This window comes from Nesterenkonia alba DSM 19423, assembly GCF_000421745.1.
In the GTDB taxonomy this organism is placed as follows: Bacteria; Actinomycetota; Actinomycetes; order Actinomycetales; family Micrococcaceae; genus Nesterenkonia; species Nesterenkonia alba.
Genome location: NZ_ATXP01000006.1, coordinates 57,915 through 75,919, shown reverse-complemented (window position 1 = coordinate 75,919; position 18,005 = coordinate 57,915). Strand labels below are relative to the sequence as shown.

The following is an 18,005-nucleotide window of genomic DNA, read 5'->3' as shown; positions in this document are numbered from 1 at the left end:
AGCTGCGGTGTTCAGTCCGTGGTCCTGTTCCCAGGGGGCTGAAGTCCGATCGCTGTGCGCATCGTTTCCACCAGCTGGCGGTGAGCGGTCGCTGCCAGTTCACCGGCCGGGTGGCCGGTGGAGGCAGTGAACAGCTCCACTTGTTTGACCGCCTGGTGCAACAGCATGCTCAGCCCACTAGCCACCTGCCCTCCGGCGTTTTCCCAGGCGATAGCCAACTGGGAGGGCCACGGGTCATAGGCAGCATCGAGCAGCGGAACCCCCGGGGTCACGGTGCCCAACGCGGCGGCCAGCGGGTCGGCCGCCCGCGGTGGCAGGGTGGAGACCACCGCCGCAGGGGAGGTAGCCGCCACGTCGTGAGGGAAAGCCTCCAGCTCACGCAGTGTGCATTCCAGTCCCAGTCGCTGGGCCAGCGGCACCGCGGAGGCGGCCCGTTGCAGACTGCGCGCGTAGACGACGACTTCACGATGCCCGCGCTCGGCGGCGGCTCCGAGGGCCGCGGCCGCCGTCCCCCCGGCCCCCAACACCGCAAAGGGACGCTGGCTCTGTCTCGCCGCGGCCGCCGTCGGCCCGGGTGCTGTGAGCTCAGCCTCAGTCAATGCTCTGAGGATCCCATCGACGTCGGTGTTCTCCCCGTGGAGACGCCGCGAGTCGGCGTCGTGGTCAATCACCACCGTGTTGAGCACTCCGAGAGTCTTGACCCGTGGGGAGTAAGTGGTCATGTGCTCGACCATGGCGGCTTTCAACGGCATGGTCACCGACCAGCCGACCCAGCCGGGTTCGGCGCCCTCACCGGAGAGAAAACGGGGCAGCGTCTGCTCACTGACTTCCCGGCGCGTGTAGTCAATCTCCACACCCAAGAGGCGGTAGGCGGCACTGTGCAGAGCCGGGGATTTCGAGTGCTGAATCGGAGAGCCGAGTACAGCGGCGCGCTGCTGCGAGGTCACTGACCCCCCGGCTGTTCGGTTTCGGTCTGGCCGCCGCCGACTTCCTGGTTACAGGTCTCCTCGTTCTCCTCGCAGAACTGGTTGAGCAGTTCGACGTTCTCCTCGTGCTCGGCGAATGTCTCGGCGAACCGGGTCTCTCCAGTGTGCAGATCCACGGTGACCCAGAAGAGATAGTCGTTGTCCTCGGGATCCGCTGCTGCTGTCACCGCCCGCTGGTCGGGAGCCCCGATGGGCCCGGGCGGCAGACCTGAATGCACGTAGGTGTTGTACTCATTGGAGGCATCGAAGCGTTCCTCCTCGGTGAAGTGGGTGCCGCGCACCCCGCGGCCATAGTTCACTGCCGCATCGATTTGCAGGTAACCGTTGGTTTCACCGTCCTCGTCCTGCAGGCGGTTCTCAATCGCACCGGCGATTCTTGGGTAGTCCTCGGGCAGGCCCTCAGCGGTGATGAGTGAGGCGATGGTGATGGCCCGGTACTGCTCGTCAGGATCGTCGACCCCTTCGGCTTCGAGCAGCTCGAAGGTCGGTTCGATCATCATTTCGATGATTTCCTCGGCAGAAGTTCCGGCCTCGGGCTGGTACTCGCCCGCGGCGATATAACCTTCGAGGTTTTCAGCCTGCTCCGGCAGGCCGAAGCGCTGCGGATTCCGGTTGAGCTGCTGGTACTCCTCATACGAGTGGGCGGTGTTCTCCGCCAGCGTTTCGATGACGTCATCGTTCCACATATCCGGGGTGATGCCGATGTACCAGAACTGTCCGCCTTCACTGAGGAGTTCCTCGGCGGCGTCGGCCGCGGGCATCTGCTCCCGCAATTCGTAGGTTCCCGGATGCAGTTCCCCGCGTTCGCCCTCGGCTTCGAGTTCCTGCACCGCCTCGCTGAAGGCCTCCGTACTGGCGATGATTTCGGCATCGGCCAACCGGGTGGCCACCGATTCGATACCGTCGCCTTCGACCACCTGGAACTGCACGAACTCGCCGGCCTGCTCCTCGTAGTCCTCCGCCTCACGGGGCCCGAAGATCCCTGCAATGGATTGCAGGAAAATCCAGACGACGGCGACCATCACGACAAAACCGCCGATGGCCAGGGTCAAGGTGATATTGCGGCGACGGCGCTTGGCCTTCCGCTGTTGGAGAATATTGCGTGCCATACGTCCTGTCAGGGGCTGGACGGTCTGGTACCCCCGGCCGAAGCCAGAAGCGGAGACCAAGACCGGGTGGCCGTCTTCATCGTGCTCAATATGACCGTCGATCTCATCGAGGTCGATGTGCTCAAGATCCTCGAAGTCATCGAAACTTGCGGAGGTGTCGTCGTCGAAGGCGCCCTCATCGGCGTCGAAGGCATCAAACTCCTCGGCTGAGATGTCCTGTTCACCCGCCGGCTCCTCAGAACCCGCAGCCTCAGCAGAGGACGCCGCAGATCCGGTGACGAGCTCGTCGAATGCGGTGGGACGGGCCCGACCCGGCACCGGGCTGGGGTGGTCCTCGGACCGCACCGGTGGTGGAGTCTGCACGGAGGAACTCTCCCTGCCCTTGCCAGCGGGGGCGCCACCGAGAGCCTCAGTGGGGGTGGATTCGTGATGCAGAGCCTCTCCGGGCGGAGTCGAGTCACGCTGATGAGATCCTGCGGCCGGTGACACGGCCGGTTGAATCCGCGTGGGTTCCTCATTCCGAGGAGCCTGATTCCCAGGCGCCTGGTCGATCCGCGGAGTCTGCTGCGCCCGTGGCGTCTGCGTTCCCGGACTCCGGCGATCAGGCACCTGCCGTTCTGTCCGCCGCGCAGGCGTTGAGCCGGCTGCCGGGCCACGGGATTTCTGACCCGCCCGATCGGGTGTGGGCTGGTCCGTTGCGGGCTGAGACGATGTGGACTGTGCACCGGTTCCGCCCTGGTGACGGGCTTGAGCCGACCGCGACGATGCGGGTTGCCCCTGCGCGGTCTCCCCCGGGACAGCCGGTGAGGCACCCGATTCGGCGGCACTTTCGGTAGCACTGCGGCGCTGCCGCCGGGAACGCCGGGACTCCACCGGAGTGGGTAGCGCCTGGTTGGGAAGAGTCTGGTGAGGAAGAGTTTCCCCGGATGGCCGCTGCGGGGAGGGGTTCTGTGGGCGCCCGTTATCGCTGCCTTCACGTTCCCGCCGGACCGCCGGAGGAACCTGGGTCTGGCTCGACTCCTGATCGAAGAGATCTGGCGCCGGCGAGGCGGTCGAAGACCGGCTCAGCCGCCGGACAGCGGACTGACGTTCCCGTTCAGCCGCCCGGGCACGCTCCCTGGCTTCACGGATCTCGCGGCGACGACGCCGAGACCCCACCTCAGGGAGCATTTCATCGCTCACGAACGATCCTCAAGGTTGACGGCAGGTGGACGGCCAGAAATAGACATCATGGTATCCAAAGGCGCTCACGATTGTAATCGATCCGTGATCTCAGTTGGACTGCAACATGGCCATCCAGCTGCGACGGGCCTCCAACGCCTCTTCCGCCTCGCGGATCCGAGCCTGATCCCCACTGGCTTGAGCCTCTTTGACGTCACGCTCCAGCTGGGCGATGCTCTCTTGCAATTGACTGAGCATCTGGTGCTGGCGGTCGTTCTGGACTGAGTCGCTCCGACGCCATTTGGCGCCCTCTGCTTGACGGAAGGCGTCCTGGATCTCCCCAAGTCGCCGCTCCAGACGCTTAATATCGCCGCGAGGCACGCGACCGGCCGCCTCGTACTCATCGAGCAGCTTGTAATACCGGTCCCGCACCGCCTCCGGCTTGGTGAAGGGCATCAGCTCTTCCAGGCGAGCCAGGATTTCCTCTTTCTTCTTCAGATTCTCCTGGTACTCGGCGTCGACTTTGGCATTGGCTTCATCCCGGGCACTGAAGAAGACATCCGCGGCTGCACGGAACCGTTTCCACTGGGCGTCCTCAGTCTTACGGGGGCCACGCCCGAGCTCTTTCCACCGGTCCATCAGGCGGTGATATGCCTTCGTGGTCGGACCGAAATCCGTGGAGTGCTGCAAGGCTTCGGCCTCGGCGATGAGTTCCTCTTTGGCCCGCTTGATCTCCGCAGCTTCTTTGTCCCGTTTCACAAAAAAAGCCTTGCGGCGGCGCTCAAACGTACTGCGCGCGGTACGGAACCGCTTCCACAGGGGGTCCTCCTGTGATTTGGGGATCCGCGGTGGAGATTTCTGCTCCGCTTTCCACGCCTCGAAGAGCTCGTTCATCCGCTGCTGGGCAGTCTTCCAGTGCTGCTGGGCATCATCGGCAGCAGCCAGTTGCTCGGCTTCGGCGACAATCTCTTCGCGCACGGCGAGTTTCGCAGCCACGGCCTCGTCATGGGCCTTCTGCTCCTCGGCGGCGATCTCCTCGATGCCCCGAGCGATCTCAGCTAAGAGTTTGCGCAGCGAGTCGACGTCGCCCACCCACGTGCCGTCGTCGAGCTCTTTGGTGAGGGCCGTGTGGCTACCCCGCAGCACCGAGACACTGTCAGCGCGAGTGGCGACACGGGCTCCCAGCAGCAGCGCTCGGTTGTAGAGTTCGTCGAATTTGCGCGCGTAGTACCGCAGCGCCTCGTCTTCACCACCACCGGCGGAGTATTGCCCTACATAGGTCTCCTCGCCGGAGGGTTCCGGTGAGGTGAGGTACACATGACCTTCGGCATCCACCCGGGTACGCCGGCGTACCTCATCCAGAGAGGTCTGGTGGTAGGTGGGCTTCACTGCTGGACTCATAGTCTCCAGCCTACCGGGTGGTCAGAACCAGCTAGGCGAGTGCTTCACATCCCGCCCGGCGGCTATGATGGCGTGGCTGAGCCGATAACCCCCTGATCTGATCCGCAAGGAGCTGTACTCACCGCCATGGCACGTTCTGCATCGCTCTCCGGCTACCTCGAGCTGCTTCCGGCCGAGCGGCTGGTGGAGCTGCATGTGCTCGACACCCTGCGGGAGGTCTTCGAACGCCACGGTTTCGCCTCGATCGAGTCCCGTGCCGTGGAGACCATGGACACGCTGTTGGGTAAAGGGGAAGTGGATAAGGAGGTCTATGCGGTCTCCCGAATCCACGACGACGCCGACTCGGCCGCTGAGGCCAAACTCGCCTTGCACTTCGACCTCACTGTGCCGTTTGCCCGCTACGTCACCGAAAACGCCGGGCACTTGGCCTTTCCCTTCCGTCGCTATCAAATCCAGAAGGTCTGGCGGGGAGAGCGGCCCCAGGCCGGACGGTTCCGGGAATTCACCCAGGCCGATATCGACATCGTCGGTGACGGCACCCTGCCCTTCCGCGCCGACACTGAGCTCGCTGTGGTCATGGCTCGGGCCTTGGCGGCTCTGGACATCGGTCAGTTCCAACTGCGGGTGAATAACCGCAAGCTCTCCCAAGGCTTCTACACCGCTCTGGGTCTCAACGATCCTGCTGCGGTGCTACGCATTGTCGACAAGCTGGACAAAATTGGCCCCGCCCGTGTGCAGGCCGAGCTGGCCGAGACCTGCGGTGCCGATGAGCACCAGGCGCAGAAAGCCCTGGCCCTGGCCCAGATCCGCACAGCAGATGTCTCCTTCGCCGAGCAAGTCCGCGATCTGCTACCTCCCGGGGCAGCTAACGAGCTGCTCGAAGAGGGGCTGAGGGAGATGACCGAGGTCATCGCCACACTGCAGGAGCGGGTGCCGGGACAGGCTGTGGCGGATCTGTCCATCGCCCGTGGGCTCGATTACTACACGGGAACGGTCTATGAAACGGTGCTCTTCGGGCATGAGAACCTCGGGTCGATCTGCTCTGGGGGGCGCTACGATTCCCTGGCCACCCACGGCAAACGCACGTTTCCCGGCGTCGGACTCTCCATCGGGGTAACCCGGCTGATCTCTGCGCTGCTAGCCGCCGATGAGCTCACCGCCTCCCGTTCGGTACCTACTGCGGTCTATGTGACGCTGCGCGAGGATACGGACTGGTCCACAGCCCAGGATGTCGCCGACCAGCTCCGCGCCCGGGGTATCAGTGCCGAAGTGGCCTTCAGCGCCGAAAAGTTCGGTAAGCAGATCAAATACGCCGACCGGCGTGGGATCCCGTATGTGTGGTTCACCGACGCCGAAGGTCACCACGAGGTCAAGGACATCCGCTCCGGGGACCAGGTGCCTGCCGACCCGGCGGTGTGGACTCCCCCAGCCGAGGACCTCACGCCCCGGGTTCTGCGCCCCGGACGAGACTTGTAAGCTCAGCACAGAACCGCTCCCGTACGTCGAAAGGACGCCGTGCTCCGCACACACACTGCAGGCGAGATCAGCGCCGCACTTCTGGGTCAGACTGTCACACTCACCGGCTGGGTGGCCCGCCGCCGGGATCACGGCGGGGTGGCCTTCCTCGATCTGCGCGATGCCTCAGGGATCGCGCAGGTGGTCGTGCGGGATGAGGAAGATTTTGACCCGTTACGCAATGAGTTCGTCCTGCGGGTCACCGGCACTGTGGAACGCCGTCCAGAAGGTAATGAGAACCCCAATATTCCCTCCGGTGAGGTGGAGATCATCGCCTCGGAGCTGGAGGTGCTCAACCCTTCGGCGGCACTGCCGTTCCAGATCGACGAGCACGTCGAAGTTGGGGAGGAAGCTCGTCTGAAGCACCGGTATCTCGACCTGCGCCGACCCGGGCCGTCGCGGGCGATCCGGCTGCGCTCTGAGGTGAACCGGGTTGCCCGGGAGGTGTTACACCAGCAGGGCTTTACTGAGGTGGAGACCCCCACCCTGACTCGTTCGACGCCGGAGGGTGCCCGCGACTTCCTAGTTCCGGCTCGCCTGGCTCCCGGCTCCTGGTACGCCCTGCCACAGTCTCCGCAGCTGTTCAAGCAATTGCTCCAGGTCGGCGGGATCGAGAAGTACTACCAGATCGCCCGCTGCTACCGGGATGAGGACTTCCGGGCCGACCGACAGCCGGAATTCACCCAGCTGGATATCGAGGCCGCCTTTGTGGAGCAGGAGGATGTGATCTCCTTGGTGGAGGAGATCACCGTCCGACTGTGGGCGCTCATTGGGGTAGAGATCAGCACCCCGATTCCGCATATCACCTACCGGGAGGCGATGGCCCGCTACGGCACGGATAAGCCGGACCTCCGGTTCGGCCTGGAGTTGACCGAGTTGACTGAGTACTTCGCCGAAACTCCCTTCCGAGTCTTCCAGGCACCCTATGTGGGCGCGGTGGTCATGCCCGGTGGGGCCTCCCAGCCGCGGCGGACCCTGGACGCCTGGCAGGAGTGGGCCAAACAGCGCGGGGCCAAGGGCCTGGCCTATGTCCTGGTTGGTGAGGATGGTGAACTGGGCGGCCCGGTGGCCAAGAACCTCTCCGAGGCGGAGAAGTCCGGACTCGCTGAGGCCGTCGGGGCCTCTGCCGGTGACTGCATCTTCTTCGCCGCAGGTGAGCCCAAGTCTTCCCGCGCGCTGCTGGGGGCAGCTCGCGTGGAAATCGCCGAACGTCTTGACCTCATCGAACCCGGATCCTGGTCTTTCGCCTGGGTGGTGGATGCACCCATGTTCGAACCGGCCGACGACGCCAAGGCGGCTGGGGATGTCGCCGTGGGGTCCGGTGCCTGGACAGCGGTTCACCACGCCTTCACGGCACCGAAACCGGAGTTTGCCGAGACATTCGACAAGAATCCCGCAGACGCGCTGGCCTACGCCTATGACCTGGTCTGCAACGGCAACGAAATCGGTGGCGGTTCGATTCGTATTCACCGGCAGGATGTCCAGCAGCGGGTATTCAAGGTGATGGGGCTGTCCGAAGACGAGGCCCAGGAGAAGTTCGGGTTCCTCCTTGACGCTTTCAAGTACGGCGCTCCCCCGCACGGCGGCTTCGCCTTCGGCTGGGACCGGGTTGTCGCCCTGCTGGCCGGGGAGGATTCCATCCGTGAGGTCATCGCCTTCCCCAAGACCGGCAACGGGCACGATCCACTCACCGACGCGCCTGCCCCCATCACTGCGCAACAGCGCAAGGAAGCCGGTGTCGACGCGGCGCCGGGACCAAAGAACTCTTAGGCTCGTTGTGGCCCAGGGGCTTCTCGGGGCCCTGGGCTAGTCTGGCAGCTATGACAGGCGACCTGTTCTCCTCGGAGTTTGACGAGCACGACGCCGTCAGCACAGCTGGTTCAGGCGCCAGCTCAGGTCGGCATACGCCTCTGGCTGTGCGGATGCGCCCCCGCACTCTCGATGAGGTCCTCGGCCAGCAACATCTGCTGAAGGAAGGTTCTCCTCTGCGGGTACTGGCCGAGGGCTCCAGCGGACCGGCTGGACCGAGTTCGGTGATCCTCTACGGGCCTCCGGGGACGGGGAAGACGACGATCGCTCACGTCATTGCCCGCGGCGGGACTCGGAAGTTCGTTGAGCTCTCAGCCATCCGCGCCGGAGTCAAAGATGTTCGGCGGGTGATGGATCAGGCCTTGGAAGATCGCGACTTACGCGGTGTGACCACCGTGCTGTTCCTCGATGAGATTCACCGGTTCAATAAGGCTCAGCAGGATGCACTGCTGCCGGGTGTGGAGAACGGTTGGGTCATTCTGGTGGCCGCCACCACGGAGAACCCGAGTTTCAGCGTCGTCGCTCCGTTGCTGTCCCGGTCCCTGCTGCTGACACTGCAGCCGTTGACCCACGAAGACCTCAACGGGCTCATCGATCGGGCGCTGACAGAAAACCGCGGCTTAGCAGACCGGTTCGTGCTCGACGACGCCGCCCGCGACCATATTCTTCGCATCTCCGGTGGGGATGCCCGGAGGGTGCTGACAACCCTGGAAGCCGCAGCAGCCGTGGCGTTGGGGCGCCACCACGTTCCTGAGACAGAAGATCCGCTGCTCATCACCGCAGACGACGCCGAGCAAGCGGCTGACTTCGCTGTTCAGCGCTACGACAAAGACGGCGACCAGCACTACGACATTATTTCCGCGTTCATCAAGTCACTGCGTGGTTCCGATGTGGACGCTGCTTTGCACTATCTGGCCCGGATGATCGTCGCCGGAGAGGATCCCCGATTCATTGCCCGGCGCCTCGTCATCGCCGCGAGCGAGGAAGTCGCCATGGCGGATCCGACAGCCCTGCAGACCGCTGTGGCAGCTGCCCAAGCGGTTCAGCTCATCGGCATGCCTGAAGGCCGGATTATTCTGGCCCAGGCAACGGTACATATCGCCACCGCTCCGAAGTCCAATGCCAGCTACAAGGCACTGGATGCTGCCATTGCGGATGTGCGTGCCGGTAAGGGCGCACCGGTGCCCATGCATTTGCGTGACGCCCACTACAAGGGTGCTCAGCGGCTGGGGCACGGGGCCGACTATGTGTACGCCCACGATGAGCCCCATCACGTCGCCCGGCAGCAATACGCTCCCGATGACCTCCTCGCCGTGGACTACTACTCCCCCACGCAGAACGGCCACGAGCGGGCCGTCGCAGAGCGGCTGAACCGTCTTCGCTCCATTATCCGCGGCACCTGAGGGCCCGCGCGATGCAACGCTGATTCAGACACGCCTCTGCTGCGGGCCCAGTGCTGATGGAGGCCCAGTGCTGATGCGCAGATGCTTGTGCTGGGGAAACAGAATGGCCCCGCTGGAATACCAGCGGGGCCATTCGCGACCTGCGCGTTCGAGGCTCAGTGCTTATTGTGCTCGAGCTCGCGTTTGGTGTGCGGGCCGAGGGCTTCCGGCTCGTGGTGGTCGTGCTCTAGTGCCTCGAGGTACTCCTCGCGGCTGACCGGCTCCACCCGGTCTTCCCACCAGATGCGGTTCAGCCAGGCACGGAACTTCTCCGTGCGGGTGATCTTGCCCTTGGCGTTCGGCTGCGGGCCACTGGGCTCCGGTGCTTCGTAAGACACCAGCGTCCAGAGTTCGTACTCGTCTGGGCGCGAGTGCCGCTCGTGGAACTCACCGTCGGGGCTGACCTCGATGATTCCAGCCTCGTGACCGTGCAGTGCCGTCTCCCGGTCCTTGCGCTGCAGGGCCAGACAGATCCGCTTGGTGAGGATGTAGGTGATGATCGGTCCCAGGAAGATCAGCACACGCGACCAGTAGGTGATGTCGTTCAGCGACAACTGGAAGTGTGTGGCGATCAGGTCGTTGGACCCCATTCCCCACATGATGCAGTAGAACACCACGGTGGCCGCGCCGATAGCGGTACGGGTCGGAGCGTTGCGGGGCCGATCCAGCAGGTGGTGTTCCTTCTTGTCCCCGCTGATCCAGGCTTCCAACCACGGCCAGATGAACATCCCGAGGAAGAGAATCGCAATAGGGATCATCGGAATGAGCACCGGTGTGGCCACGGAGTTCCCGCCCCATGGGGTCGGAATGACGAACTCCAACGACATGTCCCCGATATAACCGGGCATAAGTCGCAGCACACCTTCGAACGGTCCGATGTACCAGTCCGGCTGCGCCCCGGCTTGAACCGGCGATGGATCGTAGGGGCCGTAGTTCCACAACGCGTTGATCTGGAAGGTGCCGGAAATCAACGAGAGGATGCCAGCCACGATGAAGAAGAAGCCACCAGCTTTGGCCGCGTAAACCGGACCCACTGGGTATCCAACGACGTTGCGCTCAGTCCGTCCCGGGCCAGGGTATTGGGTGTGCTTATGCACTACGACCAGGAACAGGTGGATGGCGATGAGAATCAGGATGATCGCCGGGATGATGAAGATGTGCAGGGTGTACAGCCGTGGGATGACTTCATTGCCCGGGAACTCCCCTCCGAAGAGGAAGAAGGAGATGTAGGTCCCGATCACCGGGATCGCCTTGATCATGCCGTCGATGATGCGCAGACCGTTCCCGGAGAGCACCTCGTCCGGCAGGGAGTAGCCGGTGAACCCGGCGGCCATACCGGCCAGCAGCAGCGCCACACCGATCACCCAGTTGACCTCACGCGGTTTACGGAAGGCACCGGTGAAGAACACGCGGAGCATGTGGATGCTCATCGCCAGAACGAAGAGCAGAGCGCCCCAGTGGTGCACCTGGCGCATGAACAGACCACCGCGCACATCGAAACTCAGCTCCAGGGCCGTGGCGTAGGCCATGGACATCTCCAGGCCTTGCAGGGGTGCGTAGGAGCCCGAGTAACGGGTGGTCGCCATGGATGGGTCGAACCAAAAGGTCAAAAATGCCCCGGAGAGCACCACGATGACGAAGCTGTAGAGTGCCACTTCACCGAACATGAAGGTCCAGTGATCGGGGAAGACCTTCCGACCGAACTCTTTGACGATGGAAGTACCGCCGACCCGCTGGTCGAAGTAGTTGGTGATGCGCCCGGTGCGGGTCTTGGGCTGGTACTGGTCGACTTCGAGGTACTGGGCCTCGGTGTATTTCGGGGTGTGCGGAGTGCTCATGCGTTGCCACGCTCCCAGTAGGTCGGGCCGACGGGTTCTTGGAAGTCGCTCTGCGCCACGAGGAAGCCCTCGTCATCGACGGTGATTGGCAGCTGCGGAAGCGGTCGACCGGCGGGGCCGAAGACCACTTTGAACTCCTGGGAAGCGTCGAAGGTGGACTGGTGGCACGGGCACAACAGGTGGTGGGTGTGCCGTTCATACAGCGCCACAGGGCACCCGACGTGGGTGCAGACCTTTGAGCAGGCAATGATGCCCTCATGGGTCCATTCCGGGTGCTCGGGGTTCTCGAATTCGTCGGGGTTCAGCCGCATCAGCAGCACAACGGCTTTGGCCTTCTCCGAGAGCCGCTCACCGTGAGAGGAGATCTCCCGTAGGTTCTCCGGGATGACGTGCATCGCCGAGCCCACTGTGAGGTCTGCAGCACGGATAGGTGTACCGGTGGGGTCACGGACCAGTCGCACCCCTTCGTCCCACAGGCTGTGCCGCAGGCGCTCCACACCGAAGTCTTCACTGCGGTCGAGATCGCGGAACATCACAATCCCGGGCAGCGGAGCCAGCAGCGCAGCTGCGATCAGCGTGTTACGCATCAGCGGGCGACGCTTGATCTGCGTCTCCTCGACGACTTCGGTGACGATCTTTTCGGCCTCTTGGCGGTCCTGCTCGGTGCGAAGCGGCTTGCGGTCCTCGACGATCTCGTGATCGGGCATGAGCGTCTTTGCCCAGTGCACCACCCCAAGACCGATGCCGAGCATAGCCAGGGCCGCACCGACACCGAGCAGCGTGTTCTGCAGTCGCAGAGCCGTCATTCCGTCGAAGTAGTCGTCGAACTCGTCCATGCGTCCGACGGCGAAGTACCCGACGAAGAAGACGACGGTACCGATGATAGAGACGAGGAACAGGGCCGTGACCTGACGCTCAGCGCGCTTGGCCGCCTTCTCATCGACATCCGCCAGCCGCGGACGGTGCGGCGGCAGGCCAGGGTTGTCGATGGCGTATGAGCCCTTGTCCCCCTCGCCGGCTGTGATGACGGCCCCGGAGTCCCGGTCGCCGTTACCGTGCTCGCCCATAGATGTGTTGTCCTTTGCTGTTTTCAGGTGCGGAAATTCTCAGGTGTCGTTCTGCCGGTCAGCTCGATCGGGACGTCAGCCAGACCATCGAACCGATGAGCAGCGCCAGTCCGAGTGTCCAGATGAGAAGCCCCTCGGAAACCGGTCCAAGGAAGCCAAGGGAGAACCCTCCCGGACTCCCCTGTGCCTCATAGGTCTTCAGGAAGGCGATGATGTCCCGCTTGTCCTCCGGCGGAATGTTGGAGTCGCTGAACACCGGCATGTTCTGCGGACCGGTGGTCATAGCGGTGTAGATATGAACCTCATCCACACCGTGCAGCGACGGAGCGAATTTACCTTCAGTCAGAGCGCCACCTGCACCGGCTGCGTTGTGGCACATAGCGCAGTTGATGCGGAACAGCTCGCCACCACGGGCAGGATCGCCCTGGTCCACATCAAGGTACTGCTCATCGGGCACTGCCGGTCCGGCTCCCAGGGAGGCGACATAGGCAGCCAGCTGAGTGGTCTGTTCGTCATTGAACTGCGGTGGCTTCTGCTGGGCCTGGGGACCCTGCATCTGCATGGGCATCCGACCGGTACCCACCTGGAATTCGACGGAAGCCGCACCCACGCCGACGAGGGAAGGTCCGGCGTCGCTGCCCTCGGCATTGATGCCGTGGCAGGTGGCGCAGTTGGCCACGAAGAGCCGCTCACCTTCTTCGACCTGGTCGGCGGAGTACCCGTCCGGGACATCGCCGGTGGCCTGAGCCTGGTTGACCGTGGTCGCCGCGGCGTAGAGTCCGCCGGTCAGCAGCAGCCCCAAAAGGAGCAGCGCCACGAACGCGAACGGGTGGCGGCGCTTCTGCGAGAGTGCCTTCACGTTGAGCCGGTTCCTTTGCTTGTCGGTGCGGTGTGCGAGGTGGGTGCTTCGCCAGGTGCTAGACGAACAGCGGCAGGATGTAGACCGCTGCCCAGAGGGCGATCCAGATGACGTCCACGAAGTGCCAGTAGTAGGAGACGACGATGGCTGCCGACTCTTCCTTATGGGTGAACTTCACGGAGAAGTAGGCACGGGCAATCACGTAGAGGAAGGCGAACAGTCCGCCCAGCACGTGAATCCCGTGGAAGCCTGTGGTGATGTAGAAGGCCGAACCGAAGGAGTTGGTCTGAATGGCCACCCCGTGGGAGACCAACTCAGCGAACTCGAAACTCTGACCGGCGATGAAGATCGACCCCAGGATGAAGGAGGCGATGTACCACTCGACCATGCCCCATTTGGTGAACTGGAAGAGTCCGCCGGTCCGGCGCGGCTGGTGACGCTCGGCGGCAAAGACGCCGAACTGTGCGGTCACCGAGGACGAGACCAGGATCACCGTAATGATGGTGGCCAGCACGACGTCGAGGCGTGCGCTGTACTCAGCCCACATCTCCGGCTGAGTCGAGCGCAGCGTGAAGAACATGGCGAAGAGGCCGGCGAAGAACATCAGCTCGCTGGTCAGCCACACCATGGTCCCCACAGAGACCATGTTGGGGCGGTTCGGCAGCGTGCGCGGTGCGCCGGCGGCAGCTGGGGCTTCGGTTGCGGATGTCACAGAGACATTATGTCCTGAAAATTCCCAGCCATGCCATCGCAGCCGGCGGCGTGGCGCGCTGGCCAGAACGGGGTCTCAGCCCAACTTCCGCGTCATGACGCGGAAGTACGCGTGCTCTACGGAACTGAAAGTTGCAGGAATATTTCTACACGTCGTCGAAAACGCAGCCTGCTCAGCGGTGGAATGCCGTCCAACGGGCCAACACATCGGCTGCGGTCCCGCTATCGATGGACTCCGCGGCACGCTGCATCTGGGCACTGAGCCGCTGGTGCAACGGACCAGATCCGTTCTCTTCGAGTGCGACGAGTCCGGCAGCGGTATTGAGTAACACGGCGTCTCGAATCGGTCCGCTCTGGCCGGTCAGAATCTGCCGGACGGTGCGAGCGTTGTCCTGACTGCTACCCCCACGGAGGTCCTCTACCGCGCAGCGCTGCAGTCCCAGCTGCTCAGGGGTGATGACGTGGTGTTCGACGACGCCGTCACGCACCTCCCAGACATCGGTTTCCGCGGAGGTGGTCATCTTGTCCCGCCCATCCCGTCCACGGAAGACCAGGCCGCGCGTTCCCCGCCCTGCCAGTACCTGGGCCATCTGAGGCGCCAGCTCTGCCGAGGCACATCCAATGGCTTGGGCCGTGACTCGGGCGGGGTTGGAGAGTGGTCCAAGGAAGTTGAAGACGGTCCGGATCCCAAGAGCTTTCCTCGCCGGCATGACGTGGCGCATCGCGGGGTGGAAGACCTGGGCGAAGAGGAAGGTGATGCCGACTTCTTCGGCTGCGGCAGCCACCTGTTTAACCGGTTGGTCGAGACTGACCCCGAGCGTTTCGATGACATCAGCGGCTCCGGCGGTGGATGAGGCACCGCGGTTGCCGTGTTTGACGACCCTGGCTCCGGCGCCGACCGCCACCAGCGAACTCATGGTGGAGAGGTTGACGGTGCCCAGCTTGTCCCCACCTGTACCGACGATGTCCAGAGTGGGTCCGGGAATCTCCACACTGATGGCGTGGCTGAGCATGGCATCTGCCAGACCGAGCAGTTCCCCTCCGGTCACCCCTTTGGCGCGCAGGGCCACGAGGAAACCAGCGATCTGGGCATCGGTGAGTTCTCCGGCGAACATCTGCTCCATGGCCCAGGCGGCATCGGAGGCGGACAGGTCTCGCCCGGCCAGGAGGGTGTCAAGCAGGTGGGGCCACGTGGTGGTGTTCTCAGACATGCCACCAGATTAGCCGCGCAGCTTCACCGGGTGCCGATACGTCCTGTCACAGAACCCCCCATCGCAGGGCCCATGACGGAACTGGACTGAACCGCGGAGGTTTCCTTACGCTGCGGACTGTTCTTCGGCGTCGTCGTGTGAAGCGGTGTCCTCATCCGTAGCGAAGGGATCTGGATCCTGGCCGGGTAGCCAGCTGTGGCCGGGCCCGGTCCACCCCTCTTTGCGTACCGCCTTCTTCCAGCGCTTAGCCCATCGCGGAGCAAGCCGATTGACGTAAAGGTAGCCGTCCAGGTGGTCGTATTCGTGCTGCATAATGCGGGCAAACCACCCAGTGGCTTCGAAGTGCACCGGCTGTCCCTGGGGATTAAGGCCGTGGACCTCCACGTGGTCGCTGCGCTTGAGAGGAAAGCTGTATCCCGGGGCGGAGAGGCATCCTTCGACTTCTGTCTCGGGGTCAGGTGCCTCTTGGGAGACTTTCCCGATAAGTCGAACAGTCGGGTTGATGATGACACCCCGCTGGGGAACGTCTCCGGTGTCTCCGTGGTACTTCCAGTTGAAGATCCGCAAGCCCACACCGATCTGCGGGGCCGCCAGACCCACCCCTCTAGAGGCGTCCAGAGTGTCATCCATGTCCTGGATCAGGGCGTGGATGTCGTCGTCGATGGTCTCCACTTCAGCGGCCCGGGTATGCAACACCGGTTCGCCGTGGATGACGATAGGGCGTACGGCCATCAGTGCCGGTAGCGACCCCGATTGAACTCCATCACCCAACCGGTGATGAAGAACAGCGCGGGAATGAGACCCAGCAGGACGATCCACCAGTCCACGGCGACCCCGAACACCAGCACTGCGAACGTGGCACCCAGACCCAGAGGCCACCAGCTCCACGGGGCGAACTCCCCGTAGTTACCGGCCATGTCCGAGATTTCCCCTTCGGGGTTGTCGCCGTCCATGGGGCCGGCGTGCTTGTCAGTGGAGCGAAGGTACCACCAGAGCATGAAGCCGAGACCTGCGGCCAGCAGCATGCAGATGACACCGACCCATTCGACACCCTGTAGACCACCGGAGCCGGCTGACTCCCAGTTGTAGGTGAGGAAGGCGTAGACGGCGGTGACGATGACGAGGAAGACGCCGAGGCCACCGAAGATGACGATATTGGTCTTCATGACTCAGATACCTGCCTTGTCCTTCTGGTCGGCGGGGCCGAACACTTTTCCTGCGGGAGTGTGGAGGCTGTGCCGCTCGGAGAGTTCCGGGTGGTGCAGGTCCAGGGCAGGGCGCTCGGAACGAATCCGCGGCAGCGCGTAGAAGTTGTGCCGCGGGGGCGGGCAGCTGGTGGCCCACTCGAGGGAGCCACCGAAGCCCCAGGGGTCGTCGACCAAGACACGGCGGCCCTTGCGGTGGGTGATCCACACGTTCCAGAAGAACGGAATGAGGGAGGCACCCAGCAGCATGGAGAACACCGTGGAGAACTGGTTCATTGCGGTGAACCCGTCTTCCACCATGTAGTCGGCGTACCGCCGCGGCATGCCCATCACACCCAGCCAGTGCTGAATCATGAAGGTGCCGTGGAAGCCGATGAACAGCATCCAGAAGCTGATCTTGCCCAGCCGCTCGTTGAGCATCTTCCCGGTCCACTTGGGCCACCAGAAGTGGAAGCCCGCGAACATGGCGAACACCACGGTGCCGAAAATGACGTAGTGGAAGTGTCCGACGACGAAATACGTGTCGGAGAGGTGGAAGTCCAGCGGCGGGGAGGCCAGGATGACACCGGTCAGACCACCGAAGAGGAACGTCACCAGGAAGCCGAGGGTCCACAACATAGGTGTCTCGAAGGTAATGGACCCTCTCCACATGGTGCCGATCCAGTTGAAGAATTTCACACCGGTCGGCACGGCGATGAGCATCGTCATCAGCGCGAAGAACGGCAGCATGACCGCACCGGTGACGTACATGTGGTGCGCCCACACCGTCACCGAGAGCGCAGCGATCGCGATCGTCGCGTAGACCAGCCCCTTGTACCCGAAGATCGGTTTGCGGCTAAAGACCGGGATGATCTCCGAGACGATGCCGAAGAATGGCAGCGCAATGATGTAGACCTCGGGGTGGCCGAAGAACCAGAACAGGTGCTGCCACAGAATCGCACCACCGGACTCCGGATCGAAAATGTGCCCGCCGAGGCGGCGATCCATGGCCAGACCGAATAATGCCGCGGCCAGCGGCGGGAAGGCCATCAGCACCAGGATCGAGGTGATGAGCACGTTCCAGGTGAAGATGGGCATCCGCCACATCGTCATACCCGGGGCGCGCATGCAGATGATCGTGGTGATGAAGTTGACGGCACCTGCGATCGTTCCGAAACCGGTTAGCCCCAGGCCCAGCACCCACAGGTCTCCCCCGACGCCGGGTGAATAAGTGGTGTCAGACAGCGGGGCGTAGGCGAACCAACCGAAGCTGGCCGCACCCTGGGGGGTGAGGAACCCGGCCATGGCGACCAAGGAACCGAAGAGGAACAGCCAGAAGGCTAGAGCGTTCAGCCGCGGGAAGGCCACATCGGGAGCACCGATCTGCAACGGCATCATGACGTTGGCGAACCCGGCGAAAAGCGGGGTAGCGAACATCAGCAGCATGATCGTGCCGTGCATGGTGAACAGCTGGTTGTACTGTTCCTTGGTCTGTAGGAACTGCATCCCCGGCTCGAACAGCTCGGCGCGGATGATGAGCGCCATCACACCGCCGACGCAGAAGAAAATGAACGAGGAGATCAGGTACATGTACCCGATCACCTTGTGGTCAGTGGTGGTCAGCCAGTTGACGACCACCTGACCCTTGGATGTGGGCGCACTGCGCACTGCACCCCGGGCCTCATCGGAGGAGTACTCCATTGTCGTCATGC

At 63.4% G+C, this 18,005-nt stretch carries 14 protein-coding genes; 3 read left to right on the top strand and 11 right to left on the bottom strand.

Going from position 1 to position 18,005, the window contains the following annotated elements:
* Positions 1 to 11 precede the first annotated feature (11 nt).
* From H578_RS13755 to H578_RS0106285, 3 genes are all read right to left on the bottom strand, one after another.
* Complete coding sequence (locus H578_RS13755; protein ID WP_022872845.1) at positions 12 to 947, bottom strand: shikimate dehydrogenase; 936 nt, start codon at positions 945 to 947, stop codon at positions 12 to 14.
* Positions 944 to 3,277, bottom strand: a complete 2,334-nt coding sequence (locus H578_RS15550) for an endolytic transglycosylase MltG (protein ID WP_084710000.1) — start codon at positions 3,275 to 3,277, stop codon at positions 944 to 946. Before H578_RS15550 ends, H578_RS13755 begins: the two co-directional genes overlap by 4 nt.
* A gap of 90 nt (positions 3,278 to 3,367) precedes the next feature.
* Positions 3,368 to 4,657: a DUF349 domain-containing protein gene (locus H578_RS0106285; RefSeq protein ID WP_022872843.1), complete on the bottom strand. Its 1,290-nt coding sequence runs from the start codon at positions 4,655 to 4,657 to the stop codon at positions 3,368 to 3,370.
* A gap of 126 nt (positions 4,658 to 4,783) precedes the next feature.
* Between H578_RS0106285 and hisS the strand changes: the two genes are divergently transcribed.
* From hisS to H578_RS0106270, 3 genes are read left to right on the top strand one after another with little or no spacing between them, the layout of a single operon-like run.
* Entirely contained in the window at positions 4,784 to 6,133 is a 1,350-nt protein-coding gene (hisS, locus tag H578_RS0106280; RefSeq protein ID WP_022872842.1) for a histidine--tRNA ligase, read from the top strand.
* A gap of 39 nt (positions 6,134 to 6,172) precedes the next feature.
* Positions 6,173 to 7,942 (top strand): aspartate--tRNA ligase, encoded by a 1,770-nt coding sequence (aspS, locus tag H578_RS0106275; RefSeq protein ID WP_022872841.1) that lies wholly within the window; start codon positions 6,173 to 6,175, stop codon positions 7,940 to 7,942.
* 50 nt (positions 7,943 to 7,992) lie between these two features.
* A complete protein-coding gene (locus tag H578_RS0106270; RefSeq protein WP_022872840.1) occupies positions 7,993 to 9,384 on the top strand; it encodes a replication-associated recombination protein A in 1,392 nt (463 codons plus the stop codon).
* 155 nt (positions 9,385 to 9,539) lie between these two features.
* Here the strand turns inward: H578_RS0106270 and qcrB are convergent, their stop codons facing one another.
* The 8 genes from qcrB to ctaD form a co-directional block, all read right to left on the bottom strand.
* Positions 9,540 to 11,261: a cytochrome bc1 complex cytochrome b subunit gene (gene qcrB, locus H578_RS0106265; protein WP_022872839.1), complete on the bottom strand. Its 1,722-nt coding sequence runs from the start codon at positions 11,259 to 11,261 to the stop codon at positions 9,540 to 9,542.
* Entirely contained in the window at positions 11,258 to 12,328 is a 1,071-nt protein-coding gene (gene qcrA / locus H578_RS0106260) for a cytochrome bc1 complex Rieske iron-sulfur subunit (RefSeq protein WP_022872838.1), read from the bottom strand. The genes qcrB and qcrA overlap by 4 nt, the downstream gene beginning before the upstream one ends.
* 58 nt (positions 12,329 to 12,386) lie before the next feature.
* On the bottom strand, positions 12,387 to 13,187 hold the full coding sequence (gene qcrC / locus H578_RS0106255) for a cytochrome bc1 complex diheme cytochrome c subunit (RefSeq protein ID WP_022872837.1): 801 nt from the start codon (positions 13,185 to 13,187) through the stop codon (positions 12,387 to 12,389).
* Positions 13,188 to 13,245: 58 nt separating this feature from the next.
* Positions 13,246 to 13,899, bottom strand: coding sequence for an aa3-type cytochrome oxidase subunit III (ctaE, locus tag H578_RS0106250; protein ID WP_022872836.1), 654 nt, complete (start codon positions 13,897 to 13,899; stop codon positions 13,246 to 13,248).
* Positions 13,900 to 14,071: 172 nt separating this feature from the next.
* The gene (gene trpD / locus H578_RS0106245) at positions 14,072 to 15,109 is read right to left on the bottom strand and encodes an anthranilate phosphoribosyltransferase (protein ID WP_022872835.1); all 1,038 of its coding nucleotides are present in this window, start codon (positions 15,107 to 15,109) and stop codon (positions 14,072 to 14,074) included.
* A gap of 105 nt (positions 15,110 to 15,214) precedes the next feature.
* Positions 15,215 to 15,841, bottom strand: coding sequence for a peptide deformylase (def, locus tag H578_RS0106240; protein ID WP_022872834.1), 627 nt, complete (start codon positions 15,839 to 15,841; stop codon positions 15,215 to 15,217).
* Positions 15,841 to 16,275 carry a cytochrome c oxidase subunit 4 gene (locus tag H578_RS0106235; RefSeq protein ID WP_022872833.1) on the bottom strand — a complete coding sequence of 145 codons (435 nt, stop codon included), beginning with the start codon at positions 16,273 to 16,275 and terminating at the stop codon, positions 15,841 to 15,843. The genes def and H578_RS0106235 overlap by 1 nt, the downstream gene beginning before the upstream one ends.
* Positions 16,276 to 16,278: 3 nt before the next feature.
* Complete coding sequence (gene ctaD / locus H578_RS0106230; protein ID WP_022872832.1) at positions 16,279 to 18,003, bottom strand: aa3-type cytochrome oxidase subunit I; 1,725 nt, start codon at positions 18,001 to 18,003, stop codon at positions 16,279 to 16,281.
* Positions 18,004 to 18,005: the final 2 nt, after the last annotated feature.

Bases quoted from the DNA above. Each gene is read 5' to 3' on its own strand.
- H578_RS0106285 (WP_022872843.1), bottom strand. From the start codon at position 4,657: ATGAGTCCAGCAGTGAAGCCCACCTACCACCAGACCTCTCTGGATGAG.
- hisS (WP_022872842.1), top strand. From the start codon at position 4,784: ATGGCACGTTCTGCATCGCTCTCCGGCTACCTCGAGCTGCTTCCGGCC.
- H578_RS0106270 (WP_022872840.1), top strand. From the start codon at position 7,993: ATGACAGGCGACCTGTTCTCCTCGGAGTTTGACGAGCACGACGCCGTC.
- qcrB (WP_022872839.1), bottom strand. From the start codon at position 11,261: ATGAGCACTCCGCACACCCCGAAATACACCGAGGCCCAGTACCTCGAA.
- qcrA (WP_022872838.1), bottom strand. From the start codon at position 12,328: ATGGGCGAGCACGGTAACGGCGACCGGGACTCCGGGGCCGTCATCACA.
- trpD (WP_022872835.1), bottom strand. From the start codon at position 15,109: ATGTCTGAGAACACCACCACGTGGCCCCACCTGCTTGACACCCTCCTG.
- def (WP_022872834.1), bottom strand. From the start codon at position 15,841: ATGGCCGTACGCCCTATCGTCATCCACGGCGAACCGGTGTTGCATACC.
- H578_RS0106235 (WP_022872833.1), bottom strand. From the start codon at position 16,275: ATGAAGACCAATATCGTCATCTTCGGTGGCCTCGGCGTCTTCCTCGTC.
- ctaD (WP_022872832.1), bottom strand. From the start codon at position 18,003: ATGACGACAATGGAGTACTCCTCCGATGAGGCCCGGGGTGCAGTGCGC.